23 protein-coding genes are annotated in these 25,227 nt (G+C 61.9%); 13 read left to right on the top strand and 10 right to left on the bottom strand.

The features are described from left to right. The 3 genes from NW809_RS00165 to NW809_RS00175 form a co-directional block, all read left to right on the top strand. On the top strand, positions 1-620 hold a 620-nt coding region (locus NW809_RS00165), incomplete at its 5' end, for a ribulose bisphosphate carboxylase small subunit (RefSeq protein WP_414401296.1). A gap of 126 nt (positions 621-746) precedes the next feature. Then, positions 747-1,262, top strand: a complete 516-nt coding sequence (locus tag NW809_RS00170) for a thylakoid membrane photosystem I accumulation factor (RefSeq protein ID WP_228375408.1) — start codon at positions 747-749, stop codon at positions 1,260-1,262. Beyond that, on the top strand, positions 1,259-1,543 hold the full coding sequence (locus NW809_RS00175) for a hypothetical protein (RefSeq protein ID WP_011429333.1): 285 nt from the start codon (positions 1,259-1,261) through the stop codon (positions 1,541-1,543). Before NW809_RS00170 ends, NW809_RS00175 begins: the two co-directional genes overlap by 4 nt. A 282-nt stretch (positions 1,544-1,825) precedes the next feature. Here the strand turns inward: NW809_RS00175 and cbiB are convergent, their stop codons facing one another. Together cbiB and NW809_RS00185 are read right to left on the bottom strand one after the other, a co-directional pair. Then, on the bottom strand, positions 1,826-2,815 hold the full coding sequence (cbiB, locus tag NW809_RS00180; RefSeq protein WP_099812485.1) for an adenosylcobinamide-phosphate synthase CbiB: 990 nt from the start codon (positions 2,813-2,815) through the stop codon (positions 1,826-1,828). Between the two features lie 22 nt (positions 2,816-2,837). Further along, positions 2,838-3,290, bottom strand: a complete 453-nt coding sequence (locus NW809_RS00185) for an Rrf2 family transcriptional regulator (protein ID WP_011429331.1) — start codon at positions 3,288-3,290, stop codon at positions 2,838-2,840. Between the two features lie 88 nt (positions 3,291-3,378). Here NW809_RS00185 and rsmI point away from each other — a divergent pair, with 88 nt between their 5' ends. Then, complete coding sequence (rsmI, locus tag NW809_RS00190; protein ID WP_099812486.1) at positions 3,379-4,290, top strand: 16S rRNA (cytidine(1402)-2'-O)-methyltransferase; 912 nt, start codon at positions 3,379-3,381, stop codon at positions 4,288-4,290. A gap of 3 nt (positions 4,291-4,293) precedes the next feature. Beyond that, entirely contained in the window at positions 4,294-5,034 is a 741-nt protein-coding gene (gene rppA / locus NW809_RS00195; RefSeq protein ID WP_011429329.1) for a two-component system response regulator RppA, read from the top strand. Positions 5,035-5,044: 10 nt separating this feature from the next. Here the strand turns inward: rppA and atpD are convergent, their stop codons facing one another. Together atpD and NW809_RS00205 are read right to left on the bottom strand one after the other, a co-directional pair. After that, positions 5,045-6,478, bottom strand: a complete 1,434-nt coding sequence (gene atpD, locus NW809_RS00200) for a F0F1 ATP synthase subunit beta (protein WP_011429328.1) — start codon at positions 6,476-6,478, stop codon at positions 5,045-5,047. Positions 6,479-6,852: 374 nt separating this feature from the next. Then, positions 6,853-7,203: a gas vesicle protein GvpV gene (locus NW809_RS00205; RefSeq protein ID WP_228375407.1), complete on the bottom strand. Its 351-nt coding sequence runs from the start codon at positions 7,201-7,203 to the stop codon at positions 6,853-6,855. A 152-nt stretch (positions 7,204-7,355) separates the two neighbouring features. Here NW809_RS00205 and NW809_RS00210 point away from each other — a divergent pair, with 152 nt between their 5' ends. Then, positions 7,356-7,850, top strand: a complete 495-nt coding sequence (locus NW809_RS00210) for a pentapeptide repeat-containing protein (RefSeq protein WP_099812487.1) — start codon at positions 7,356-7,358, stop codon at positions 7,848-7,850. Positions 7,851-7,857: 7 nt separating this feature from the next. Here the strand turns inward: NW809_RS00210 and NW809_RS00215 are convergent, their stop codons facing one another. Further along, the gene (locus NW809_RS00215; protein WP_011429325.1) at positions 7,858-8,169 is read right to left on the bottom strand and encodes a hypothetical protein; all 312 of its coding nucleotides are present in this window, start codon (positions 8,167-8,169) and stop codon (positions 7,858-7,860) included. Positions 8,170-8,364: 195 nt separating this feature from the next. On the opposite strand from NW809_RS00215, the gene NW809_RS00220 reads away from it, so the two are divergent. From NW809_RS00220 to tenA, 3 genes are all read left to right on the top strand, one after another. After that, positions 8,365-9,096 (top strand): aldehyde oxygenase (deformylating), encoded by a 732-nt coding sequence (locus tag NW809_RS00220; RefSeq protein ID WP_011429323.1) that lies wholly within the window; start codon positions 8,365-8,367, stop codon positions 9,094-9,096. A 133-nt stretch (positions 9,097-9,229) separates the two neighbouring features. Beyond that, entirely contained in the window at positions 9,230-10,255 is a 1,026-nt protein-coding gene (locus NW809_RS00225) for a long-chain acyl-[acyl-carrier-protein] reductase (protein ID WP_011429322.1), read from the top strand. A 252-nt stretch (positions 10,256-10,507) separates the two neighbouring features. Further along, the gene (tenA, locus tag NW809_RS00230; protein WP_414401298.1) at positions 10,508-11,122 is read left to right on the top strand and encodes a thiaminase II; all 615 of its coding nucleotides are present in this window, start codon (positions 10,508-10,510) and stop codon (positions 11,120-11,122) included. Positions 11,123-11,154: 32 nt separating this feature from the next. Here the strand turns inward: tenA and NW809_RS00235 are convergent, their stop codons facing one another. The 4 genes from NW809_RS00235 to rpoB all read right to left on the bottom strand — a co-directional run bounded on the left by NW809_RS00235 (position 11,155) and on the right by rpoB (position 21,036). After that, positions 11,155-11,673, bottom strand: a complete 519-nt coding sequence (locus NW809_RS00235; RefSeq protein ID WP_011429320.1) for a uracil-DNA glycosylase — start codon at positions 11,671-11,673, stop codon at positions 11,155-11,157. Continuing rightward, positions 11,654-15,562, bottom strand: a complete 3,909-nt coding sequence (locus tag NW809_RS00240; protein WP_011429319.1) for a DNA-directed RNA polymerase subunit beta' — start codon at positions 15,560-15,562, stop codon at positions 11,654-11,656. The genes NW809_RS00235 and NW809_RS00240 overlap by 20 nt, the downstream gene beginning before the upstream one ends. An 89-nt stretch (positions 15,563-15,651) precedes the next feature. Further along, entirely contained in the window at positions 15,652-17,535 is a 1,884-nt protein-coding gene (locus tag NW809_RS00245) for a DNA-directed RNA polymerase subunit gamma (protein ID WP_011429318.1), read from the bottom strand. Between the two features lie 99 nt (positions 17,536-17,634). Continuing rightward, positions 17,635-21,036 carry a DNA-directed RNA polymerase subunit beta gene (rpoB, locus tag NW809_RS00250; protein ID WP_099812488.1) on the bottom strand — a complete coding sequence of 1,134 codons (3,402 nt, stop codon included), beginning with the start codon at positions 21,034-21,036 and terminating at the stop codon, positions 17,635-17,637. Between the two features lie 488 nt (positions 21,037-21,524). On the opposite strand from rpoB, the gene NW809_RS00255 reads away from it, so the two are divergent. Continuing rightward, positions 21,525-22,277, top strand: a complete 753-nt coding sequence (locus NW809_RS00255; protein WP_276307359.1) for a heme oxygenase (biliverdin-producing) — start codon at positions 21,525-21,527, stop codon at positions 22,275-22,277. 85 nt (positions 22,278-22,362) lie between these two features. Here NW809_RS00255 and NW809_RS00260 read toward each other — a convergent pair whose 3' ends face one another. Next, positions 22,363-22,893, bottom strand: a complete 531-nt coding sequence (locus NW809_RS00260) for a pentapeptide repeat-containing protein (protein WP_099812490.1) — start codon at positions 22,891-22,893, stop codon at positions 22,363-22,365. A 141-nt stretch (positions 22,894-23,034) separates the two neighbouring features. On the opposite strand from NW809_RS00260, the gene pyrR reads away from it, so the two are divergent. The 3 genes from pyrR (at position 23,035) to NW809_RS00275 (ending at position 25,223) form a co-directional block, all read left to right on the top strand. Then, positions 23,035-23,589: a bifunctional pyr operon transcriptional regulator/uracil phosphoribosyltransferase PyrR gene (gene pyrR, locus NW809_RS00265; RefSeq protein ID WP_011429314.1), complete on the top strand. Its 555-nt coding sequence runs from the start codon at positions 23,035-23,037 to the stop codon at positions 23,587-23,589. A 57-nt stretch (positions 23,590-23,646) separates the two neighbouring features. Beyond that, complete coding sequence (locus NW809_RS00270; protein WP_011429313.1) at positions 23,647-24,606, top strand: putative 2-dehydropantoate 2-reductase; 960 nt, start codon at positions 23,647-23,649, stop codon at positions 24,604-24,606. Between the two features lie 62 nt (positions 24,607-24,668). Then, a complete protein-coding gene (locus NW809_RS00275; protein WP_011429312.1) occupies positions 24,669-25,223 on the top strand; it encodes a metal-binding protein in 555 nt (184 codons plus the stop codon). Positions 25,224-25,227 lie beyond the last annotated feature (4 nt).

Raw genomic sequence — 25,227 nt, forward strand, 5'->3', positions numbered from 1 at the left:
AGATTGAGCGCCTGGTGGACGCCTTTCCCGAGCAGGCCATCGACTTTTTCGGCGCCCTGCGCGCCCAGCTCTACGACGAGCAGGTATGGCAATTTATCCAAGAAGTCGGCCTGGAAGGGATTGCCTTTCGCCTGCTCAAAAGCAAAGAGGGCGCCCCCCAGTTTCCGCCACCGCGATTTTCTCTGGAGCAGTTGATCCAGGCCGGCCACCAGCTCAAAGCCGAGCAACACCAAGTAGAAGCCCGTCGCCTCTCCGAGGAATACCTTGGCCTCCGGCGCTCCGCTCCTCAAGAGCCGCCCCCCGCTTCCCCGCCATCCTCTCCTCCTGTGGCTGCCAACTCGGCCGATCCTGCCCCAGTTTCCCTCAACCCAGACGTGCAGGCCCAGCTTCGCCAGATCCTGGCCCAAGGCTATGAGATCCTGGTGGAGCATGCGGATCCGCGCCGCTACCGCGTTCATTCCTGGCAGGAGTGTGGAGTTGCCCACCTGAGAGAATGGGCCGCTGCCTGTCAGGCTGTCGAGCAGTGCCTCAGCCGTTTTCCCAAGGACTACATCCGGCTGGTGGGCGTAGATCCGGTGAAAAAACAACGGCGGGTCGAGGCCATCATCCACCGCCCCTGAGACTGAACCGGGGCAAAATGGCACAATGAGAGAGCCTCCCCTCTGCCCGACAATCCTCCCTGGATCATGCTGTTTTGAATCATGCTGTGGCTGCGTCTTCTCCTGGTAGCTTTGTGCGTCGTGTTAATGGGCTGGTTGTCTCCGCCTGCCCATGCTCTCCTCAACGACGACCGCTACGACGGCAACATCTTTGCCCTCTATGGCTCCAACGGCGGCATGATCCCCCCTCGTGTCTCCCTGAAACAGGCCAAAGAACAAGGGATCCCGGCCCTGCTGGTGTACTACATCGACGACAGCAGCGACTGCAAAAAATACGCAGCCACCCTGGCCAACCTGCAAGTTCGCTATGGCTGGGGAGTCTATTTCATTCCTTATTCTGTCGATTCCCTCCTGCCTGGGGATGAGCGTGGCCAATACTACAGCGGCCAAGTCCCCCAGACCCTGCTTTTTGACTCCCAGGGCAACCTCGTCTACCAATCCATTGGCAACCGCCCCATCACCGAAGTGGAAAACGCCATTCGCGCCCTCTTCCAGTTGGATCCCGTCCCCCCAGGGGTGATCCAAGCCAAACCCTTCAACGAGATCCAAACCGGGTTTGCCGGATCCCGTTCCCCCGCCCCCCCAGCCGAGGCGCAGCCGTGACCGCTCCTCCCGATTCCCCCGATTCCCTTGAGGCTCTGCAAGCCAAGCTCGAGATCTTGCAAGCGCGGCTGGCCGACCTGCGCGAGCTGGAGCGCCTATCCCAGCTCTCCCCCGAACACTGGGCTGAAATCCAGGCGGAAGTCAGCCAATTGGAACAACGTCTGCAAGCCTACCTGTTGGAAGTGTTTAACCCCGTTCCTGCCACCTTTTGGCAGGTGCTGCGTTTTGGCGGCCTGGGCCTGCTCCTCGGCATTGCCCTGCAGCGCTGGGCGCTGAGCTAGCACCCGTTAAGATTAAAAGCCCTTGGATCCCGGAGCTCCTTCCCATGCGCATGCGACGCTCCAGACCGTTCAGTTTTGACTGCAAGACCTCGCCTTTTCTGCCTCTGTTCGGCTTAGGCAGCTTTAGCTGCTTCTGAATTATCCTAGTGTTGCGGGCACCAGAAACGGCTTTTAAGGCACTGGGAACGGTCGATTGGGGCTGCTGTAAACCAGCCCAGAGGTCCGCGGTCGGTTTGCCGACTGCAGGGCTACTAAAAGCTCCTGACTTTAGTCTGGAGTAGTTTACAACCCCTCTCCTAGAGGGAGAGGAGAGTTGAGAACTAGAGTTACTCCCACCATCCAACTTCCCCACACCCCCAGAACCTGCCTCAGCAGCCCCAGACTCTCCCGCACCACCTGGGGGCTCAAGGGACGAGCCGGGATCCCCACCTTGGGCTTCTCTTTGGGGATGCCGCGATAGAAATTGGTGCCTCCCAACTGGATCTGCAGCCGCCAGGCAAAGGCCGCCTCGCTCCACCCCGAATTGGGGCTGGGATCCGCCCGCCCGTCGCGGCGACAGCGCTGCCAAAATCCCCAGGGATCCCCGCTGAGCAGGGCCAGGGTGAGCACCGTCAGGCGACAGGGCAGCCAGGTCAGCCCATCCTCACAGCGGGCCGGCACCGTGCCCAGGTAGGTGAAGGGGGCATGGCGGTAGCCCACCATCGAATCAAGCGTGCTGCTGGCCTTGTAGGCCAAAGCCAAGGGCGCCCCTCCCAAAAAGGCATAGAACAAAGGGGCCGTCGCCCCGTCGGGGGTATTCTCGGCTACCGTCTCGACCACCGCTCGCAAGATCTCCGCCTCCGTCAGGTGCTCCGTATCCCGGCCCACGTAGCGGCTTAGGCGCTGGCGGGCCTGCGGCAGATCCCCCTTTTCCAAGGGATCCAACACCTCCAAGGCGGCAAAGCGCAGGCTGCGCCCCCCTAGGCAACTGGCCATCAGGATGATCTGCATCAGGATCCCTGCCCAGGGATGGAGAGCCTGGGCAACGGCGATCAGCCCCCAGCCTGCCGCGTAGGATCCCGCCAGCAGCGCCAGGGTGAGAGCTGCCCCGCCCCAGCGCTGGGCCGCCGGCGTTGGGCAGCGCCTGAGAATGCAACTCTGGCCCCAGGCGATGACCGCCCCCATCACCCGCACCGGATGGGGCCACCCCCAGGGATCTGCCAACCAGTAATCCAGACCCAAAGCCGCCGCCAGCACCAGGGGAGCGGCTGGCTGACTCGGAAAAAACAGCAAGGTCTCCCTCCCGCAGGCGCGATCAGACCACAAACCCTCCCCCCTGACTTTGGGCTGCCTGCCAACTGCGGGCGTCGAAGTAGAGATCTTCCAGAGTTGTTTCCTCCAACACCTGCTCCACCCGCTGGGCGATCCGCCGCCAGAGGGCCTCCGTTACCCAGTCCAGCCCATCCGCAGAGCCTTCCTGCTGAGCCCCTGCCCTCTCAGCCGGGAGAGGATCCAGAGATTCTCCCACCGCCGCCAAAATGGCGCTAATTGGGATCCGCCGCGGTGCCCGTGCCAGCCGGTAGCCCCCCTGCGCCCCGCGCTGCGAACAGACCAAGCCAGCCTGGCGCAGCTCGATCAACAGCTTTTCCAGATAGGGGGCCGGGATCTGCTGTCGCTCGGCAATGGCCCGCACCGAGGCCACCTGGCCAAGCATCGCCAGATCCAGCAAAGCCCGGATGCTATAGGTAGCTCGCGTGGTCAGGCGCACCTGCTTTCTCCCGCCAATCTTCCCCGATCCTGCCACAGGGATCCCTTAACCTGGAAAGCGGTACCCGCTTAGCTCTGGCCTTGTCGAGATGGAGCGCCCCACCGCCAGCCTCTACTTGGTGGCCACCCCTATCGGCAACCGCGAAGACATTACCCTGCGGGCGCTGCGAGTCCTACGGGAAGTGGACTGGGTGGCGGCAGAAGACACCCGCCACTCCGGCCAGCTTCTTAAACACTTTCAGATCTCCGCCCGCCTCATCAGCTACCACGAGCACAACGCCGCCCAGCGCATCCCGCAAATCCTCAAGTATCTGGCGGCAGGGCAGTCGGTGGCCCTAATCAGCGATGCCGGCACACCCGCCATCTCCGATCCAGGAGAGGAACTGGTGCGCGCCTGTATCCAAGCTGGGATCCCGGTGATCCCGGTGCCTGGCCCGGTAGCGGCAGTGGCCGCTTTGGCTGCTTCTGGGCTGGCCACAGGGCGGTTTGTCTTCGAGGGGTTTTTGCCGCTCAAAGCCAGCCAACGACAAGCCCGTCTGCAACAACTGGCCCAAGAAGAGCGCACCGTCGTTCTCTACGAAGCCCCCCATCGCCTGCAGCAAACCCTGCAAGATCTCCTGGCTCACTGCGGCCCCCGGCGGCAGATCGTGCTGGCCCGCGAGCTGACCAAGCTGCACGAGTCCTTCTGGCGGGGATCCCTGGCCGCCGCTCTGGAGCACTGCGCCGCCCAGCCGCCGCGGGGGGAGTTCACCCTTGTTCTAGAGGGGCGGCCTGCCTCCGAAAAGGGCGAAGAAACCTCCCCCTCGGAAGCGGAAGTTCGCCAGGAGCTGGCCCGCCTGCTGGCCGAGGGCCTTCCCCGCTCCGCTGCCAGCCGCCAACTGGCCCGGCGCTTCCAGGGATCCCCCCTGTGGACGCGGCGCCGCCTTTACGATCTCTGCTTACAACTGGAGCCCCCTCCCTCCCTGGCCCCTCCGGCAAGCGACGACGAGACAGAATCCTAGAGCATGGCGCGCATCTTGTTGGTGGACGACGAAGTGGAGCTGGCCGATTCCCTGGCCCAGCACCTGCGGCGAGAGGGCCACAGCGTGGACGTGGCCTACGAGGGAAACAGCGCCTGGGAGCTGCTGCAGAAGCCCCCAGCCCCACCCTACGACTTGCTGGTACTGGACTGGATGTTGCCGGGCCTGTCCGGCCTCTCCCTCTGCCAACAGGTGCGACAGGTAGATCGCGCCACCCCCATCCTCTTCCTGACCGCCAAAGATACTCTCGACGACCGGGTGGAAGGGCTGGACGCCGGCGCCGACGACTACCTGGTCAAGCCCTTCGAGCTGCGGGAGCTGCTGGCGCGGGTGCGAGCCCTCTTGCGGCGGGCTGCCGGCCCCGGCGAAGGGATCCCTCGCCTGCAAATTGGAGACCTAGAGCTGGATCGGGAGAACCAAGTGGCCTACCGCCAAGGACGGATGATCCACCTCTCCCAAAAAGAGTTCCGCCTGCTGGAGTACTTCATGGCCCACCCCGGCCAGTTGCTCACCCACGAGCAGATCTACGAGCGGGTGTGGGCCGGCGAGGATCCCCCCAGCAGCAACGTCCTGGCTGCTCAGGTGCGCCTGCTGCGGCGCCGCCTCCGTCTGCCCGGCTCCCCCGAGTTGATCCACGCCGTCTATGGCAAAGGCTACCGCTTCGGGCCTGTGGCCGAGGATCCTCAGCAGCCGCCAACCCCCCTCTCCCCCTGGGAGAGGGGCTGAGGGTGAGGGATTACTTGGACTTGAGCTTCTCCGCCTTCTCGATGGCCTCCTCGATGGTGCCCACCAGATAGAAAGCCTGCTCCGGCAGATGATCCAGTTCTCCGGAGAGAATGCGCTGGAAGCCTTTGATGGTGTCCTCCAACTTCACGTACTTGCCAGGCGAGCCAGTGAAGACCTCGGCCACAAAGAACGGCTGCGACAGGAAGCGCTCGATGCGGCGGGCGCGGGCCACCACCAGCTTGTCCTCTTCCGACAGCTCGTCCAACCCCAGAATGGCGATAATATCCTGCAACTCTTTGTAGCGCTGCAGCGTTTGCTTCACCGCCTGAGCGGTGTTGTAGTGCTCCTCGCCCACAATGTCTGCCTGCAAGATGGTGGACGAAGAATCCAGGGGATCCACCGCCGGGTAGATGCCCTTGGCCGCCAGGCTGCGCGACAGCACCACCGTCGAATCCAGGTGGGCAAACGTCGTCGCCGGCGCCGGGTCCGTCAGGTCGTCGGCGGGCACGTACACCGCTTGCACCGACGTGATGGATCCCTGCTTGGTGGAGGTGATCCGCTCCTGCAGGTTGCCCATTTCCGTGGCCAAGGTGGGCTGGTAGCCTACCGCCGAGGGCATGCGGCCCAACAGCGCCGACACTTCCGAGCCAGCTTGCACAAAGCGAAAGATGTTATCGATAAACAGCAGCACATCCTGCTTGTTGACGTCGCGGAAGTACTCCGCCATCGTCAAGGCGGTCAGGCCCACCCGCATACGAGCGCCCGGCGGCTCGTTCATCTGGCCGTACACCAGCGCTACTTTGTCCAGCACCCCCGATTCTTTCATCTCGTTGTAGAGGTCGTTTCCCTCGCGGGTGCGCTCTCCCACGCCGGCAAACACCGATAGGCCGGAGTGCTCCTCGGCAATGTTGTGGATCAGCTCCTGGATGAGCACCGTCTTGCCGACGCCGGCGCCGCCAAACAGGCCCACCTTGCCACCTCTCTTGAAGGGGGCCAGCAGGTCGATCACCTTAATGCCGGTTTCAAAGGGCTCCGGTTTGACGGTCAGCTCCACAAAGGGCGGCGCGCTGCGGTGGATGGGGGCAAACTCCTTGGCTTGCACCGGCTCTCCTTGATCCACTGGCTCCCCCAGCACGTTGAAAATGCGACCCAGGGTAGCCTCGCCCACCGGCACGGTAATCGGGGCACCTGTATCCACCACTGGCATGCCCCGCACCAAGCCATCGGTAGAAGACATGGCCACGGCCCGCACGCGGTTATCCCCCAAAAGCTGCTGCACCTCAAAGGTGACTTTGACCTTCAATCCGCTTTCGGTCGTCGCCTCCACCTTGAGAGCGTTGTAGATTTCAGGCAGCTTGCCGCTGGGAAACTCGGCGTCGATCACAGGTCCAATGACCTGAGTGATGTAGCCAACGTTGGTCGCAGTAGCGGTGGCAGTAACCATGGTCGAGGCTCAGCTCCTTGTGTACTCAGTTGCAGTTATGGACTCAGCGATGCCGGATGGGAGTTTCAGAATGGGCCATGAGAAGATCTCGGACTGGGCGGCTGGATCCCGGTAGCAAAAGCCAACAGGTCTACCCCTGGACTTCGGTCTCGCGGCTCGGTTCTCTTCTGCCCAAGGGTACCGCTTCAAGGCCAATACAAAACCCTAGCTAATGTCTTAGGGGTTAGACTACTGGGTTTTTGAAGCGGTTGACTACCCATGCCGCCATACAAAAGGTACCACAAGGCCGTCCCAAAGGACAGAACGGGGCTCTAAACCCAGTTTTTTGCTCCTTTGGCAATGGCTTTGGCTTCCCCACTCGGCAGGGAACTGGCTCAGTACTCAAAGGTCATCGGCGGGAAACGGGAGGAGGAGAAGCGGCCAGTGCCCGGTTCTCGAGCAGCGGCGGGATCCCGAAAGCTCTCTGCCTCCTGCTGAAAACGCTGTAGCGCTTGTTCGATTTCCCGGAGCCTTGCTTGAATTTGCCCTTGCCGTTCCTGAATGAACTCCAATTCCTGGTTGAGCCGCTGCTTTTCCACAGTGAGCTGCTGCATCTCGGCATAGAGAGCCGATTCGGTTTTGCGGCGAGGGATCGAGCGTAACTTTGGGCGGGGCCGGGAGCGGGGCACGCGGGGCAAGCTCATAACAGAACAAATGGGATCCAGAGAAAAGGGCGTTGCGCCCATCCTAGCGCGCTCTCGCAGGCAAGAGGGCTGATGGCCTTGGCAGATGTTCGGATCTGGAGGCATGGCTGATAGGCGCCGCCTGGAGGATGTGCGCCCTTGGCGGCAACCCTGTTCCTCGGTAGGATCCGACTTGTCTAGGATGGGGAAAAGCAATGGTCGAAACCGCAGCGGAACTGTTGCAGCGCTATGGCAGCGGCGAGCGGGACTTCAGCAACAGCCAATTGGCCGAAGCTGACCTGGCCGGTGCCGACTTGGCCGGGATCGACCTGGGCGGAGCAACCCTCCAGCAGGCCAAACTGGCCGCTGCCAACCTGGAGCGGGCCTACTTGAGCGGCGCCGACCTCAGCCAAGCCGATCTGCAGGGATCCAACCTGCGCCTGGCCAATCTAGAAAAGGCCAAATTGCAGGGATCTCGATTGCAAGGGGCCAACCTGCGCGGCGCCAACCTGACCGCAGCCGACCTGAGTGGTGCCGATCTCAGCCAGGCAGACCTGGCGGGGGCCAACCTCAGCGGCGCCAACCTGAAAGGGGCCAACCTCAGCGGCTGTAAACTCAAGCTTGCCAACCTGCGGGGAGCCTGTTACGACACGGCCACTCACCTAGAAGCAGATGTCGCTCCCGCCGAGTTGGGCATGGTTTCCGCCTAGCCTGCGGCTAGTTGTCCTGAGGCTCCAGATCCAAGATCTCCTGGATCTCGGCATCGGTATAGCCCACCGCCCGCAGCTTCTCTGCCACCGCCTCGATCTCCTGCGCCGACAGATCGTGCTGGCGTACCCGATCCCAGAGATTGGCCACAATCTGCAGCAGCAAACGGCTGCTTTCCGCCTCGAACAGCTCAAAAGCCGTCGCCATCTCGATTGCCTGCAACACCTCCTCGGCGCTGCCAATCGGCTGATCGAGGGATTGTTCCTCCAGATCCACCAGCAACTGGCGCAGCTGATTCAGGCCCTCCCCAAGAGCAGACATACCCCCGGCTCCTCAACGGCACCTGAGCACTCACCCTAACAGGCTTGCCTCCCTGGGCAAAAGGGATCCGATGAATTCCGCACCACCTGAGGCTATTCTGAGTAGAGGAACAATTTAGTGGCAAGCGCCAGGATTGTTGAAGGGCCGGCGAAGCGGTTCACAACAATCTACAACTACAAAAGGAGATGCACGAGTATGGCCCCAGCGAACGTCCTGCCCAACACCCCCCCGTCCCCCACTGATGGGGGCGGCACTGCCCTAGACTACAGCAGCCCAAGGTATCGGCAGGCCTACTCCCGCATCAACGGTATTGTTATCGAAGGCGAACAAGAAGCCCACGACAACTACCTCAAGCTGGCCGAAATGCTGCCGGAAGCTGCAGAGGAGCTGCGCAAGCTGGCCAAGATGGAATTGCGCCACATGAAAGGCTTCCAGGCCTGCGGCAAAAACCTGCAGGTGGAACCCGATGTGGAGTTTGCCCGCGCCTTTTTCGCGCCCTTGCGGGACAATTTCCAAAGCGCCGCAGCGGCAGGGGATCTGGTCTCCTGTTTTGTCATTCAGTCTTTGATCATCGAGTGCTTTGCCATTGCCGCCTACAACATCTACATCCCGGTTGCCGATGACTTTGCCCGCAAGATCACCGAGGGGGTAGTTAAGGACGAGTATCTGCACCTCAATTTTGGGGAGCGCTGGCTGGGCGAGCACTTTGCCGAGGTTAAAGCCCAGATCGAAGCAGCCAACGCCCAAAATCTGCCTCTAGTTCGGCAGATGCTGCAGCAGGTAGAGGCGGATGTGGAAGCCATTTACATGGATCGCGAGGCCATTGTAGAAGACTTCATGATCGCCTACGGCGAGGCCCTGGCCAGCATCGGCTTCAACACCCGCGAGGTAATGCGCCTCTCGGCCCAGGGTCTGCGGGCCGCCTGACGCAACTCAACTCTGCCTGCCGATTGGTTTTCCGGCCTGGCTGGAACGCTCCCTACCCTCTCTGGGTGCGGACATGTTTTGATGGGATCCGGATGGAGCTCATAAAGTTAAGTATCGAAGTGAGTGAGCATCTATGTTCGGCCTGATCGGGCACCTGACCAGCCTGGCCCACGCAAAACGGGTGGCAGATAAGCTGGGGTATTCCGAATATGCGGAGAGCGACCTGGAATTTTGGTGCATGGCTCCGCCTCAGGTGGTGGACGAGATCGTGGTGACCAGCATCACGGGCCAAAAAATCTATGGCCAGTACGTCGAATCCTGTTTCCTGCCGGAAATGCTGGCGGGGGGACGGGTGAAGGCGGCCTGTCGCAAGATTTTGAATGCGATGGCCTTGGCGCAGCGGCGCGGCTTGAACATCACCACCCTGGGAGGATTTAGCAGCATTATTTTCGAGAATTTTCGCCTCGACACCCTCAGGCGGGTGCGCAACATCGACCTGGAAATTCGGCGTTTTACCACCGGCAACACCCACACGGCCTATATCATCTGTCAGCAATTGCAGGCGGCGGCCCAGCGCTACGCCATGGATTTGGCAGCTGCCACAGTTGCCGTGGTGGGGGCCACCGGCGATATCGGTAGTGCCATCTGCCAGTGGTTGGTAGCCCACACTTCCCCGGCCAAATTGCTGTTGATAGCCCGCGAGCGGCGACGCCTGGAAGAGCTGCAGGCCAAACTTAAAAAAGGGGAGGTCTGTTCCTTGGAAGAGGCCTTGCCCCGCGCCGATTTCATCGTCTGGGTGGCCAGCATGAGCCAAGGAGTGACCCTCGATCCTCAGGTGCTTCCGGATCCCTGCGTGATCATCGACGGTGGCTACCCGAAAAACATCGCCTCCAAGTTGCAGCGCAAGGGGCTGTACGTGATCGACGGCGGCATGGTGGAACACTCTCTCGATATCGAGTGGAATATTATGCAATTTTTGAATGTGGCCAACCCGGCCCGCCAGCTCTTCGCCTGCTTTGCCGAGGCGATGCTCCTGGAGTTCGAGGGCCTGTACACCAATTTTAGTTGGGGCCGCAACTTGATCACCCTAGAAAAGCTGGATTTAATCGGGCAACTGTCCCGCAAGCACGGCTTCCGTCCCCTTATGCCCGAAGCCTAGGTTTAGCTGGGCTGACCCCCTGAAAAGCGGTAACTGAGAGGAGGGGCAATCTGAGACAAGGAGATCCCCGCCCTAGCGGGGGTAGGGATCTGGAATCGAGATACTCACGTCCAACTTTCCGGCCACAGGGCACCCAAAGAGTTTCCCCCACACCCAGAGATCTCAATCAGTTGAAAAGAACCCCAGAAACGCCGCGAGAGAGCCACCATGTCTCAATCTTTTACCGCCCACCTCTAGCAGACGATCGAGCCCATCTACCAACAGATCTTGGATCACCCCTTTAACCAAGAGCTGGCCGCAGGCAGCCTCTCGCGGCAGCGCTTTCAGTTCTATCTGCAGCAGGATGCTCTTTATCTCACCGATTTTGCCCGCGCCCTTGCCTTGATCGGGGCCCGTTCCGAGGGGGCTGAGCGGGTGGTGAGTTTCTTGAACTTTGCCCTGGGGGCCATTGTGGCCGAGCGCAGCCTGCACGAGAGTTACTTTCGCCTCTACGACATCCAGCCGGAGACAACCTACGCTCCTGCCTGCTTCGCCTACACCCGTTTTCTATTGGCTGCGGCTGCCTTGGATCCCTACGAGGTGGCCATGGCCGCTGTGCTGCCCTGCTTCTGGATTTACCGTGAGGTGGGATCCGCCATTTACCGCACCGCCAAGCCCAACAATCCTTATCAACAATGGATCGACACCTATGCCGGGGAAGAATTTGCCCAGGTGGTGCAACAGGCCCTGGACATCACCGACTCCTTGGCTACGCAGACCACAGCGGCGACGCGGGAGAAGATGACGGCTGCTTTTGTCACCGCCTCTCGCCTGGAATGGCTGTTCTGGGACAGCGCCTACCGCCTGGAAACCTGGCAGCCCGCCTGATCCCCGCCGGGCCTGGCGGCTCAGCAAGGTCGTCATGGCCATGGCATGTGGTTATGGTCCAACGCCAAGATGACCCGCACCTGGGTCAACAGCTCCAGCTCTTGTCTCAGATAGCCCAGGCAGGTCTTGGCTTCTGCGGCGGTGGGGCGGTTCTGCGGCGGCGCGCAGCGCATCACGGCTGAGATGTAGCAATCCCGCAATTGCAGGCCATCTTCCCGGTGCAGAGAGATGGGTTGATTGGCAAACCTGGCCCGGCGCAGAGCGCGAAATAGCCAATCCCCGCTGGGATCCCCCGTAAACACCCGCCCGGTGCGGTTGCCCCCATGGGCTGCCGGCGCCAAGCCGATCACCCACAGCCGCGCCTGCACATCCCCAAACCCCGGCACCGGTCGGCCCCAGTAGAGCTGGTCACAAAAACGGGCCACCTTTTGCTGGGCAACCGCCTCTCGCCAAGCCACCAGGCGGGGACAGCGGCGGCAAGCGACGATCTCAGCCTGTAGCGCCGCCCAGGGCTGGTGATCCGCCAACGCCTCACTCTTCTTCTCCCTCATCCTCCGTCGGCTCGTCAACGGGGGTGGAGTCGTCGATGAGCTGGTCGTCATCCAAGATCAGGCGAGGCGGCAGCTCTGGCAGCACAACAGGCTCCTCCTCTTCCTCCGGCTCCGGTTCTGGCGCCATCTCCTCGTAGGTGCTGAAGCCCGTGCCCGCCGGGATCAAGCGCCCGATGATCACGTTCTCCTTCAGGCCCCGCAGCCAGTCGGACTTGCCTTCGATGGCCGCCTCCGTCAGCACCCGCGTGGTCTCCTGGAAGCTGGCCGCCGAGATGAAGCTGTCGGTGTTCAAGCTGGCCTTGGTGATCCCCAGCAGAACGGGCGTGTACTTAGCCGGCGCCCCGCCGGTGATGGCCATGGTAGCGTTGGTCTGCTGGATTTCCCGCAGCTCCACCAGCTCGCCGGGCAACAGGACGGTGTCGCCGCTGTCGTCCACCCGCACCTTGGAGGTCATCTGGCGCACCACAATCTCGATGTGCTTGTCGGCAATCTCCACCCCTTGCGAGCGATAGACGTTCTGCACCTCGTTGACCAGGAAGCGCTGCACCTCCCGCAAGGCTAGCCGTGCCGCTTGGTCGTCGCCCAAGGTTTGGCGATGGTACTCAAAGTAGATCTCCAAGAGGTCGTGGGGGTTGGCCGGGCCGTCGGTCAGCGGATCCCCCACCTGTACCGGCTGGCCATCGACCACGATCAGGTTTTGCCCCGGCATCACCGAATACTCGGTAACCGTACCATCGGCTTCGATGACCCGCAGATCCGGCTCTTCTCCTCGCCAGCTCAGTTGCACCGTGCCGGGCCGCTTGGCCAGAACACACATTTCCTTGGGCTTGCGGGCCTCCAACAGCTCCTCGATCCGCGGCAGACCCTGGATGATGTCCCCCGTCTTGGCCCGCTCAAACACCAGGAGGGCCAAAGAATCCCCCCGCTGCACCAGATCCCCATCCCGCACCTGCAGAATGGCACCCGCCGACACCAAATAAGGCCGCGCCAACCGCAACACCACTTGGCCATCGGCGATCTGCATCACTTGCCCCGACTCGGGGGCAGGGATCCCCGGCGCCAGCTCGTCGCCGGCCCGCACCAGCGCTCCCACCTCGACGCTGGCTTGGCCCGTCAGAGGCACCGTCAGCAGGTCGTCGTCGGTAACCACCAGAACCCGTCGCACCACCTCCGCGCCCTGGCGGATCCCCTGCACGATCCCGGCTTTTTTGGCCTGAATCTCGGTGCGGGCGATAACACCCCCCCTGCCGATACTGTCTCCTTCGCTCACCAACAGCCGCGTGTGGGTACTCCCCTGGGTTAGATCCGCCTCCACGTCTCGGCGCAGCAGCAGGGTTTCCAAGATCACCAGTTGCAGGCGACGGATACTGGGATCCTTCTCATCTTGGATCAGTTCAATATCGGCCTTCAGTTGCGGGGCGTCGGTATCGATCTCCAGCACCAGTTGTGTGCGCAGCAGTTCTACCGGCCCCACCGACTTCACCCGCTCCCCATCCTTGAAGGGAACGCGCTGCACCGCCCGCAGGCGAATGGAGCGGCCAGACTCGCTGGTAGACTCTTGGCTGGGCACCACCGGCCGGTCGGGGATCTCGTACTCGTACACCGGGCGCAGCAGCAGGCCTGGCCCTTCAGGCGTCTCCACCTGCTCCAGATAGACCAATCGGTCAGGGACGATGCTGCTGAGCAGCTTCTGGCCCGGCTGGATTAGCGTGCCGGTGGGTATTTCCAGGTCGGCGGGGTCGTCCACCAAATGCAGGGATCCGGGCTTGATGACGATCTCCCGCAGGATGTCGTTTTTCTGGATAACCTCGACGACGCCAGCATTTTGGCAGAAGATGTCCTTCACCACCTCGGTGCCGGCTTCTACGTACTGGCCATCCTCCACGTTCAACAGGGAGATGTCCTTGTTCACCTCGTGGGTCTCCTCCGGGATCCACAGCAAGGTGCCGCCCCGGATGACCTCATAGCCCTGCTTCGCCTTGCCCCGCCGGGCCACCTCGACACCGGCAAACTTCACCAGGCCGCCCGTCTGGGTGCGGAAATTGTTCTCGATCAGCTCCGCCACTACCTCGTCGTTGCCCACTTTGGTGCCCGGCGTGGCCTTGAGGACAAAGGTCTGGCCGCTGGCCGTATCCAGCAAAAATTGCTCCCGGCCCTGGTGGGATTCCACCCGCACCCGCGCCTCGTGCAACACCACCGCGGCGTTGATGATCTCCACTTCGCGCCCACTTTTGGTGTCGCTGCGCTCCGGCAGCCGCACGATGCCGCCGTGCTCGGTTACCAGCGAGGTCTCAGCGATCACATCCCCCGCCTGCACCCGATCCCCGTTTTTCACCACCGGCTCGGCCCCCGGCGGCAGGTTGTATACCTGGCCGGACATCACCCAGATCAACCCTTGCCGCTGCGCGGTGCAGGTGGTGTTGCCCTGGCGGTCGGTTTTCTCCTCGATGGGCAGATCGGCAAAGCGGATTTCCCCCGCCAAGTCGGCCACCACCTCCTTCTGGGCTTTCTCGGTGCTCTTGCGCACGGCCTTGGCTACAGTCACTTCCGCAATCAACTGATCCCGCTGCACCTGGGCCCCGTCCCGCACCAGCAGAGTGGATCCCTGCGTCATGTCGAAGACTTCCCGTTGTCCGTCTGGCCCTTCCAGGACAATTTGGTTGTTCGCTTCTAGCTGCAGGGCATCGTCGCCGTGGCGGGTGCGGAAGGGGCGGGTGCGCAGATTTTTCGGGAACCGCACCACGCCAGCAAAGGGGGCGCGAATTTGGCGGGCCACCTCCCCGGTAAACACACCTCCCGTGTGGAAGGTGCGCATGGTTAACTGGGTGCCCGGCTCCCCAATCGATTGAGCGGCGATGATCCCGACCGCCTCCCCCAGATCCACCAGCCGGGAGTGGGCCAGGCTCCAGCCATAGCACATCCGGCACACCGATCGGTTGGCCTCGCAGGTGAGGGGAGAACGCACCATCACCTGCCGGATGCCGGCCTCCACAATGGCCTTGGCCAAGTCGTGATCCACCTCTTGGTTGCGGCGGGCAAGGATCTCCTGGGTTTGCGGGTGCACCACATCCCGCGCCAGCACCCGGCCCACCAGGCGCTCCTCCAGCGACACCACCACCTTGTCCGCATCCATCAGGGGTTCCAGCAGGATCCCTTGGTCGGTGCCGCAGTCGGATTCCCGCACGATCACATCCTGAGACACGTCCACCAAACGGCGGGTCAGGTAGCCAGAGTCGGCAGTGCGCAAAGCCGTGTCCACCAAGCCCTTGCGCGCCCCGTAGGAAGAGATGATGTATTCGGTAACCGTCAGGCCCTCGCGGAAATTGGTTTTAATCGGCAAGTCGATGATCTCCCCCTGCGGGTTGGCCATCAGGCCGCGCATGCCCACCAACTGCCGCACCTGCGAGACGTTCCCCCTCGCCCCCGAGTTGGCCATCATGTACACGGAGTTGAGGGGATCGTTCTGGCGGAAGTTGCTGAGCATCTCCTCCTTAATCTGGTCGTTGGTCTGGTTCCAGGTATCGATCACCTTTTGATAGCGCTCCACCTCGGTGATCTCGCCGCGGGTGTAGCGCTCCGTGGCCGCCTCGATCTCCGCTTCTGCCTGGGCCAACAACTGCCGCTTGCTGGGTGGAATGCGCAGATCCTCGATGCTGATGGAAACGGCAGCCTGGGTGGCGTATTTGAAGCCCAGGGCCTTCAGAGCATCCGCCATCTGAGCGGTGCGGGCGGTGCCGTAGCGAGCAAACGACCAGGCAATCAGATTGCGCAGCTCTTTTTTGCCGATTTGATAGTTGCGAAAGGGTACAGGGGGCGGCGGGGTCTTGGCCTTGGCGCCATCGGCGGCCTGCCGGACTAGACCGGCGGAAAAGCGTCCTTTTTCGCTCATAATGCCTCGGTGATAACTCTGACAGTTCTGGACAAGGGGGCAGGGATCCCAGCTACCCATCGACAAGGGCAACGTCCACAGGGGCAGCCTCAAGCAGACAAAATATCTTGCACCGTTTTGTTGAAGATGATCCGGCCCGCCGTGGTGCGAATGTATTGGCTGATCACGTTGCCGTCCCGATCCTCGCGGATGCGGCGGTAGTTGGTGATCTTGAGGCGGGTGCCGCCCGGCTCCTCGATAATCTGAGGCTCCGACTCTTTTTCCTCTTTGCCCAACTCCATCGGGCCGCTGTAGCGCACCCAGATTTTGCTGTGCAGGCCGATGACGCCGCGGTCGTAGGCGATGAGGGCGTCCTCCAGGCTGGCAAAATAACGATCGCCAAGGTCGGGGGCGTGGGGATTGTCCGCCGTCAGATAGTAGCACCCCAACACCATGTCTTGGCTGGGAGTAATAATCGGAGCGCCTGTGGCCGGGGAGAGGATGTTGTTGGTGGCCAACATCAGCAAGCGTGCCTCCGCCTGGGCTTCCAAGGAGAGAGGCACATGCACCGCCATCTGGTCGCCGTCGAAGTCGGCGTTGAAAGCCGGGCAGACCAAGGGGTGGAGCTGAATCGCCCTCCCCTCCACCAGGATCGGCTCAAAAGCCTGGATCCCGAGGCGGTGCAACGTTGGGGCACGGTTGAGCAAAACTGGGTGGCCGTCGATTACGTCCTCCAGCACGTCCCAAACCTGCGGGTCATTGCTCTGGATCAGCTTTTTGGCGGCTTTGATGTTGTTGACGATGCCCCGCTTGATCAACTTGTGGATCACAAAGGGCTGGAACAGCTCGATGGCCATCTCTTTGGGCAAGCCACACTGGTGCATGCGCAGGTTGGGCCCCACCACGATCACCGAACGCCCAGAGTAGTCCACCCGCTTGCCGAGCAGGTTTTGCCGGAAACGCCCCTGCTTGCCCTCAATGATATCGGAGAGGGACTTGAGGGGACGGTTGTTAGCCCCCACCACCATGCGCCCCCGCCGACCGTTGTCGATCAGGGCGTCCACCGCCTCCTGCAGCATACGCTTCTCGTTGCGCACGATGATCTCCGGCGCCATGATCTCCTGCAGCCGCGCCAGGCGGTTGTTGCGGTTGATCACCCGACGGTAGAGATCGTTGAGGTCGCTGGTGGCAAAGCGCCCCCCATCCAACTGCACCATCGGGCGCAGATCGGGCGGGATCACCGGCAGCACCCGCAGCACCATCCACTCTGGCCGGGCTCCCGTGGCGATGAAGTTGTCGATCACGCGCAGCCGCTTGATTAGGCGCGCCCGCTTCTGGCCGCGGGCGCTGGCGATCTCCTCCCGCAACTGCTCCGCCTCTTTTTCCAGGTCGATATCCTTGAGCAGGCGTTCGATGGCCTCCGCCCCGATCATGGCCCAGTTCTCCGGCAGTTGCAGCTCGGATCCCTCCTCGTACATCTGATCCTCGATCTCCAGGTATTGATCCTCGGTCAGCAACTGCTTGTAGGAGAGGTTGGGAGCGTTGCCCGGATCCACCACCACGTAGGCGTTGAAGTACACCACCTGCTCCACGTCCCGCAGCGGCATGTCCAACAGCGTGGCGATGTGGCTGGGGATCCCTTTCAGGTACCAAACGTGGGTGACCGGGGCGGCCAGTTTGATGTAGCCCATACGATGGCGGCGCACCCGCGACTCGGTCACCTCCACCCCACAGCGCTCGCAGACAATGCCGCGATGCCGCACTCGCTTGTACTTGCCGCAGTGACACTCCCAGTCCTTAACCGGCCCGAAGATGCGCTCACAGAAGAGACCATCCATCTCCGGCTTGAGGGTTCGGTAGTTGATGGTCTCCGGCTTGGTGACTTCTCCCACCACTTGGCCGTTGGGCAGGGTGCGCTGGCCCCACTCTATAATCCGCTCCGGAGAAGCCAGCCCAATCTTGACATAGTCAAAGCGTTGCTCCGTTTTGGCCATTGCCGTTGTTCTCCTGACTTGCTGCCCTAGCAACTACAAAGGAAGGGGAGAGGAACCCCACCCCTCCTCTCCTGAGCCGAATGGGATCCCTGGCATCAATCAAAAATCGTCCTCTTCCTCCCTGTCTTCGTCTTCCTCGCGGCTGCGCCTGGCTAAGGTAAAGGTTCCTCCTGCCGCTGGAGAAAGATCCTCGGATGTAACGGATTCATAAGTGGGCCGCGAGGGGGTGTGGCGGCTGGAGACATCGGCCATCAGATCCACCTCCACATCGCGGGTCTGGCCGTCGCTGTCCACCTCCACCTTATGGACAGACACGTCCAGGCAGAGGGACTGCAGCTCCCGCACCAACACCTTGAAAGATTCCGGCGTGCCGGGTCGAGGGATGGGCTTGCCCTTGACGATGGCGTTGAGGGCCTCGTTGCGCCCCACCATATCGTCCGACTTGACGGTGAGCAGCTCCTGCAAGATGTAGGCCGCTCCAAACGCCTCCAAAGCCCACACCTCCATCTCGCCAAAGCGCTGGCCACCCTGCTGCGCCTTACCCCCCAGGGGCTGCTGGGTTACCAGCGAGTAGGGACCGGTAGAGCGGGCGTGGATCTTGTCGTCCACCAAATGCACCAGCTTCAGCATGTAGGCACGGCCCACCGTAACCGGCTGGTCGAAAGGCTCGCCAGTGCGACCATCGAACACCTGGATCTTGCCGCAGTACTTGCCTTCTGGGTTGAAGATCCAGTCTTTGCCGGTTTTTTCACGGGCCTCCCGCAACTTGGCCTCCACCGTCAACCGCGAGGCTTCCAGGCCGTGCATCTCGTCGAAGGGCATCAGCTTAAAGCGCACCCCCAAGTGTTCTGCCGCCCAGCCCAGGAGGCACTCATACACCTGGCCCACATTCATGCGGGAGGGAACCCCCAAGGGGTTGAGCACCACATCCACCGGCGTGCCATCCGCCAGGTAGGGCATGTCCTCGATCGGCAAGATGCGGGAGATGATGCCCTTGTTGCCGTGACGGCCCGCGATCTTGTCCCCCACTTGAATTTTGCGCTTGAGGGCGATGTAAACCCGCACCACCATGTTGGCGCCCGGAGGCAGCTCGTCCCCCTGCTCGCGGGTAAAGATGCGTACATCCACCACCCGTCCGCGCTCGCCGTTGGGCACCCGCAGCGAGTTGTCGCGCACGTCGCGAGCTTTCTCGCCGAAAATGGCCCGCAACAGCCGCTCCTCTGGCGGTTGATCCGACTCCCCTTTGGGAGTGACCTTGCCCACCAAAATATCGCCGGCTTCCACCCAAGCCCCAATGCGCACAATGCCGTTTTCGTCCAGGTTGCGCAGGGCATCTTCCCCCACGTTGGGAATCTCGCGGGTGATCTCTTCCGGCCCTAGCTTGGTCTGCCGGGCTTCGATCTCGTACTTCTCGATGTGTACCGAGGTGAAGACATCATCGTAGACCAGCCGCTCGCTGATCAAGATGGCATCTTCGTAGTTGTAGCCCTCCCAGGGCATGTAGGCCACCAAGACGTTTTGGCCCAAGGCCAGCTCGCCTCCCTCGGTCGCCGGGCCGTCCGCCAGCACCTGCCCGGGCACCACCCGATCCCCCGCGTAGACAAGAGGGCGCTGGTTGAGACAGGTATCTTGGTTGGAGCGCTGGTACTTCTGCAAGCGGTAAACAATCGGATCCCCGCCGTCGTCTGGCCGCACCACGATTTCGTCGGCGGAAACATAGGTCACCACGCCACTGGTGCGCGACACCACCACCATGCCAGAGTCCCGCGCCGCCTGGGCTTCCAAACCCGTGCCCACATAAGGCCGATCCGGCTTGAGCAGGGGCACCGCCTGCCGCTGCATGTTCGCCCCCATCAGGGCGCGGTTGGCGTCGTCGTGCTCCAAAAAGGGGATCAAGGAGGTGGCCACCGAGATCACTTGCACCGGCGACACCTGCACGTAGTGCACCTCGCTGGGGTGGGCGGTGGTAAATTCCTGGCGGTAGCGCACCGGCACCAAGTCGGCGGTGATGCGGCCTTCGGCATCCACCGGCACATCCCCCGGCGCCACGCGATACTCGTCCTCCTCGTCGGCGGTGAGGTAGACCATCCCCAGATCCTTGCGCACCACGCCGTTTTCGACCCGGTAGTAAGGGCTTTCGATGAAGCCGTACTGGTTGACGCGGGCGTGGGTGGCCAGGGATCCGATCAGCCCGGCGTTGGGGCCTTCCGGAGTTTCGATGGGGCAGATGCGCCCGTAGTGGCTGGGGTGGATATCCCGCACGGCAAAGCCGGCCCGCTCCCGGCTCAGGCCACCGGGGCCCAAGGCCGACAGCCGCCGCTTGTGGGTCAGCTCCGCCAGCGGGTTGGTCTGATCCATGAACTGGGAGAGCTGGCTGGAGCCGAAGAACTCCTTGATGGCCGCCACCAAGGGCTTGGGGTTAACCAGCGAGGCCGGGGTGAGGTTCTCTGACTCGGAGACCGTCATGCGCTCGCGGATGATCCGCTCCAGGCGGTTGAGGCCCACCCGTACTTGGTTTTGCAAGAGCTCGCCCACCGAGCGCACGCGGCGGTTGCCCAGGTGATCGATGTCGTCCACATGGCCGATGTCGTACTCCAAGTTAATCAGGTAGTCGATGACGGCCAAGATGTCCGTGACGGTGAGCACCCGCACATTTTCCGCCACGTTGAGATTGAGCTTTTTGTTGAGCTTGTAGCGCCCTACTCGGCCCAGGTCGTAGCGCTTGGGATCGAAGAAGCGGGATTCCAACAACTGCTGGCCGCCGGAGACGGTGGGAGGCTCGCCAGGCCGCAGCTTGCGGTACAGCTCCATCAGGGCCTCTTCTTCGCTGTAGTGCCCCTCTTTTTCCATGGTTTTTTGGAAAAATTCGGGGTGGCGCAGGCTGTCGTAGATCTCCGAGTCGCTCAGGCCCAAGGCCTTCAGCAGCACCGCCGCCGAGAGCTTGCGGGTTTTGTCGATGCGCACCCACACCAGGCCGTTTTTGTCGGTCTCAAACTTCAGCCAGGCGCCCCGGTTGGGGATGAGGCTGGCGCTGTAGGTGCGCCGACCGTTTTTGTCCAGCTCCGACTTGTAGTAGACGCCGGGGCTGCGCACGATTTGGTTGACGATCACCCGCTCGGCGCCGTTGATGATGAAGGTACCCCGATCCGTCATCAAAGGCAGCTCGCCGATGAAGACGTCCATGTCCTTGATCTCGCCCGTCTCTTTGTTAATCAGGCGAGTGGGCACCCGGATTTGCGCTTGGTAGGTAGCATCCCGTCGCTTAGCTTCCTCAGGGTCGTAGCGCGGCTTGTTGATCTTGTACCCTTTGGAGGGATCCCCAGGGCGGTACTCCGGCAGAAAGTGCAGCTCCAGCTTGCCTGTGTAATCGACGATAGGGGAAAAGCTGAGGAGCTCCTCTTCAAACCCTTCTCGCAAAAACCACAAAAAACTCTCCCGCTGAATCTCTACCAGGTCAGGCAAGGTAGGAGCGGCAGGGGATGGCACTGCTAATTGTGTCATGCGTTGCTCGGCAGGGGTTGCGCTGCAGTCAGGCCTCTAATTATAGAAACCCTGCCAACAATCGTCAACGAACGTTACAAGGGCCGCCGGGTTATCCGGGAAGTTTTGGCAACGGCCCCTGGGATCCCAGCCAAGCTGCCAAGCCAGGGGCGATCCCCAACCTGCCTTAAGGATTGTTCACATCCATTCACACTTAAGCAGATTATTCTAATCATTGACCGTTGGGAAGTCAGCCGCTGCTCCGACTCCGCTTGCCGGTCGTCAAAGGGCTTGGAAAAGTGGGGTGGGCCTGGAGGCTAGGTCAAGTCGTTGGAGGGCGCGCTCAGCCTGGTGGAGGTCTGGTCTGCGTCGTTCCCCGGCAGGATCCACATCCATTCAGATGAGAAGGGGTTGAAGTGGGGTTACACAGCCTCTGGGGCCAGGGCGACCTTTATTGATGTTTTTGAAAACAGCTCACACAAGCAGCCGTTTTTGGCGAGGAGGATTTTGTGAGTCAAAGTCTGCAACAAAAACACCAGCATGCCAGCCTCTCGGTTCAGTTGCGGGAGGGCACCAAGCAGTCCCACACCATGGCCGAGAATATGGCCTTCATCAAGTGCTTCCTCAAGGGAGTGGTGGATAAAAAAGCCTACAGCCGCTATGTGGGCAACTTTTACTTTGTCTACAGCGCTCTGGAAGAGGGCTTTGCCCAACTGCGAGAGCACCCGCTGGTGGGCCGGCTTTACTATCCCGAATTGTGGCGCAGGGCCAGCCTGGAGAAGGACTTGAATTATTTTGTCGGCCCCAATTGGCGTGCCGTGGTCAAGCCCTCTCCCGCTTGCCAGGTCTATGTCAACCGCATTCGAGAAGTGGTGGAAAAAGACCCGGTTCTGCTGATTGCCCACGCCTACACCCGCTACATCGGCGACCTCTCGGGCGGCCAGATCCTGAAAAACATCGCCCGCCGGGCCATGGGCCTGCCGCCGGGGGAAGGAACGGCCTTTTACGATTTCGAGCAGATCCCCCACGAGGGCAAGTTTAAGCAGCGCTACCGCGCCCAGTTGGACGCGCTGGAGCTGGATCAGGCCACCATCGAGCGCATTGTGGCGGAAGCCAACTACGCCTTCAAGCTCAACATGGACTTGTTCAAGGAATTGGAGGGCAATTGGCTGCTATCCATGGCCCGCTTGGCCTGGAACTCGCTTCTCAGCCAGTTTCGGCGCCCGTCCGCCCGCTCTGAGGCGGCTGCCCCCACCTCCTGAGCCACACCTCTTTGCGGCGAAACAGGGCGTTCCTGGCCTCCCCATCCCCCCTCTCCCTCAGGGGAGAGGGTCCGAGGGTGAGGGATTAGTCGCATCCGAGGGTGTCGCGGGTGGCCCGCCCGGTGACGGGGTTAACGCCGCTGGCCCGTTCGCAGAGGATGGCAAGGGCATCTTTGCGGATCAGGGCGTTGGTGAAATCCGCCCCCTCGATCTCGATCCCTTCCACCCGCGCCAGCCACATCATGCTGTCCTGCAGTTGGGCTTCCCGCAGGTCGGCACCTTGCAAATTGGCCATGTCCAAGGTGGCGCCGCGCAGATCGGCCCCCCGCAGGTTGGCTCTGCTGAGGTTGGCTCCAAACAGATTCGCCCCTGCCGCTTTGACATGGCTGAGATCGCTTTGTCGCAGGTTGGCCTTGAGAAATTTCCAGCCGCTCAGGTCTTGTCCGGCAAAGTTCGCCCCCTGCAGATCCCGCTTGCTGTAGTCTTCTGCCCAGGACGGGGATCCCAAGAGGGCGACACCCAGGCACAGGATCAGCCCGCAAAACACCGCACCCCGCAGGAAAGGGGTCAGCCAGGACAGTCTCACCAAACCAGAAGCCGGCCAAGCAACAGACATCGCAGATCCCTCCAGGAAACCTCCACGGCTTTGGGATTGCTCTTACTTTTATCCTACCGGATGGGGATCCCGCCGGCAGATTGGGCTAATTTGGGCTTTTATAAGCTGAGTCCCAACTGGCGAGGGGGGGGACAGGGATCCATGTCCACAGTCGAGGTCTTCAATGCGCAGCAGATAGCGGAGCTGATCGACGCTCTGGCTACAGCAATTGCCAGGGATCACCCCCACCTGGACAGGCTGGTGTTGATCGGCATTCGCACTCGCGGCGTCCCCTTGGCCTACCGCCTGCGGGATCGCATCGCCACCGGCTTCGGGAGCCCACCGCAGGTAGGAGAGCTGGACATCACCTTCTTCCGAGACGACCTGGGCTCCGGCGGCCTGCGCACTCCCAATCGCAGCGAGCTGCCGCGGGATCTGACCGGCCAAGAAGTGGTGTTGGTGGACGATGTGCTCTTCCGGGGTCGCACCGTCCGTGCGGCTCTGGAGGCTCTCAACCACTTTGGGCGACCGGAGCAAGTGCGCCTGGCCGTGTTGATCGACCGCGGCCACCGCCAGTTTCCCATTCAACCAGACTACTGCGGTCACAAGCTAACCACGGCCCCTGAGCAGATCGTCAAAGTGCACCTGCGGGAAACCGACGGCGAGGAGCGGGTGTTGTTGATCGACGCCAAACTTGAGGAAAACAGCAGAGAGTGAGCCTGAGACGCCCCTGGGGTGCGGTATGGTGGGGATAATCTGCCGACTTTTGCCGCTATGGCTGTCTTGCCGGAAACCCGTCGCTACGCTGTCTTGGGCACAGGCGCCCTGGGAGGGTTTTACGGGGCAAAACTGCAACAGGCTGGCTTCACGGTGCATTTTCTCTTGCACAGCGACTACGACCACGTGCGCCAGAAAGGGCTGTGGGTAGAGTCCTGCTGGGGCGACTTTCACTTACCCCAGGTAAATGCCTACGCCGCCGTGGAGGAGATGCCCGTCTGCGAAGGGGTGATCGTGGCCCTGAAAGCTACCCAAAATCACCTCCTGCCACGGTTGCTGCCGCCTGTGCTGGCGGACAACGGCGTGGTGATCCTGCTGCAAAACGGCCTGGGGGCGGAGCCGGAGATTGCCAACTGGGTTGGCCCTGAGCGGGTGATCGGCGGGCTGTGCTTTATCAGCTCCAACAAAGTCGGCCCCGGCCACATCTGTCATCTGGATTATGGCTCGGTGCTGCTGGCGGAATACGGCCCCGGCTATGCGCCCCAGGGGATCACGCCTCGCCTTCAACAAGTTCAAGCAGATTTTCAGCGGGCCGGGATCCCGACCTCTCTTTCTCCGGATCTGATGTTGGCCCGCTGGCAGAAGTTGGTCTGGAACATTCCCTTCAACGGCCTCTCGGTGATCTTCAACGCCGATACCCAGCAAATGATCCGCGACCCTGAGGCCCGCGCTTTGGCGGAAACGCTGATGCACGAGGTGATCCAGGGGGCTGCCGCCTGTGGCCGCCACCTCCCGCAGACCCTGATCTCCGAGATGCTGGCCAGCACCGAGAAGATGGCCCCCTACCGAACCAGCATGAAGATCGACTACGAGCGCAAGCGTCCCCTGGAACTGGAGGCTATTTTTGCCAACCCGCTCCGCTATGCCCAGCAAGGCGGGATTCAGATGCCGCGGGTGGAGATGCTCTACCGGCAGTTGCAGGTGTTGGATCGCCTCAATCGAGGGATCCCGGCCTGAGGGCAAGCTTTTTCCTTCTCCTGCGGCTAGACTCAGCCGCAGCGGAGCGCTGCGCTGGCTTCATGCCTCTAGGATCCACCCACGATCGCATCACCCTCTGGACAGCTCCCGGCGTCACTTTGGCAGCCGGCCTGTTGGGCAACAGCGCTGCCGTAGCTCTGGCCGTGGGATCCGCCTATCTCTTCAGCGGCCTGATGTTTTCCGGGGATCTGGACACTGACTCTCGCCAGTATCGCCGCTGGCTGTTCCTGCGCTGGATTTGGCTCCCCTACCGCCGCTGCCTGCAACACCGCTCCTTCTGGTCCCACGGGCCGATCGTCGGCACTGCCCTGCGCGTGCTCTACCTGGGCCTGTGGGTGGCGGGGGTGGGCCTGCCGGGGGCTTGGCTGGGATCCCGCCTGGGTTGGTGGCAGTGGCGGCCCTGGGCCTGGCGCAACCACCTCTGGCAAGGGTTGCATGCGCACGCAGAGACGCTGCTTTGGGTGGGCATGGGGCTGGAGCTGGGTTCGCTGAACCACAGCCTCAGCGATTGCCTGGTCTCCCGCTGGCGACGTTGGCGCAGACGCCGTCGAAGAAGGGGATCCCCCCTTGCCAGGTATGGGCAAAAGTTAGGCTAGCCAG

The sequence above is a fragment of the Synechococcus sp. WC101 genome, assembly GCF_047461555.1.
Taxonomy (GTDB): Bacteria; Cyanobacteriota; Cyanobacteriia; order Thermostichales; family Thermostichaceae; genus Thermostichus.

What these genes read in the sequence shown, in the direction of transcription:
- rppA (WP_011429329.1), top strand. Translation starts at nt 4,294, where the DNA reads ATGGCGCGCATCTTGTTGGTGGACGACGAAGTGGAGCTGGCCGATTCC.
- NW809_RS00205 (WP_228375407.1), bottom strand. Translation starts at nt 7,203, where the DNA reads ATGGGCGCAACGCCCTTTTCTCTGGATCCCATTTGTTCTGTTATGAGC.
- pyrR (WP_011429314.1), top strand. Translation starts at nt 23,035, where the DNA reads ATGTCCACAGTCGAGGTCTTCAATGCGCAGCAGATAGCGGAGCTGATC.
- rsmI (WP_099812486.1), top strand. Translation starts at nt 3,379, where the DNA reads ATGGAGCGCCCCACCGCCAGCCTCTACTTGGTGGCCACCCCTATCGGC.
- NW809_RS00275 (WP_011429312.1), top strand. Translation starts at nt 24,669, where the DNA reads ATGCCTCTAGGATCCACCCACGATCGCATCACCCTCTGGACAGCTCCC.
- NW809_RS00170 (WP_228375408.1), top strand. Translation starts at nt 747, where the DNA reads ATGGGCTGGTTGTCTCCGCCTGCCCATGCTCTCCTCAACGACGACCGC.
- NW809_RS00235 (WP_011429320.1), bottom strand. Translation starts at nt 11,673, where the DNA reads ATGAGGGAGAAGAAGAGTGAGGCGTTGGCGGATCACCAGCCCTGGGCG.
- NW809_RS00225 (WP_011429322.1), top strand. Translation starts at nt 9,230, where the DNA reads ATGTTCGGCCTGATCGGGCACCTGACCAGCCTGGCCCACGCAAAACGG.
- atpD (WP_011429328.1), bottom strand. Translation starts at nt 6,478, where the DNA reads ATGGTTACTGCCACCGCTACTGCGACCAACGTTGGCTACATCACTCAG.
- rpoB (WP_099812488.1), bottom strand. Translation starts at nt 21,036, where the DNA reads ATGACACAATTAGCAGTGCCATCCCCTGCCGCTCCTACCTTGCCTGAC.
- NW809_RS00240 (WP_011429319.1), bottom strand. Translation starts at nt 15,562, where the DNA reads ATGAGCGAAAAAGGACGCTTTTCCGCCGGTCTAGTCCGGCAGGCCGCC.
- NW809_RS00245 (WP_011429318.1), bottom strand. Translation starts at nt 17,535, where the DNA reads ATGGCCAAAACGGAGCAACGCTTTGACTATGTCAAGATTGGGCTGGCT.
- NW809_RS00220 (WP_011429323.1), top strand. Translation starts at nt 8,365, where the DNA reads ATGGCCCCAGCGAACGTCCTGCCCAACACCCCCCCGTCCCCCACTGAT.
- NW809_RS00210 (WP_099812487.1), top strand. Translation starts at nt 7,356, where the DNA reads ATGGTCGAAACCGCAGCGGAACTGTTGCAGCGCTATGGCAGCGGCGAG.
- NW809_RS00260 (WP_099812490.1), bottom strand. Translation starts at nt 22,893, where the DNA reads ATGTCTGTTGCTTGGCCGGCTTCTGGTTTGGTGAGACTGTCCTGGCTG.
- NW809_RS00270 (WP_011429313.1), top strand. Translation starts at nt 23,647, where the DNA reads ATGGCTGTCTTGCCGGAAACCCGTCGCTACGCTGTCTTGGGCACAGGC.
- NW809_RS00215 (WP_011429325.1), bottom strand. Translation starts at nt 8,169, where the DNA reads ATGTCTGCTCTTGGGGAGGGCCTGAATCAGCTGCGCCAGTTGCTGGTG.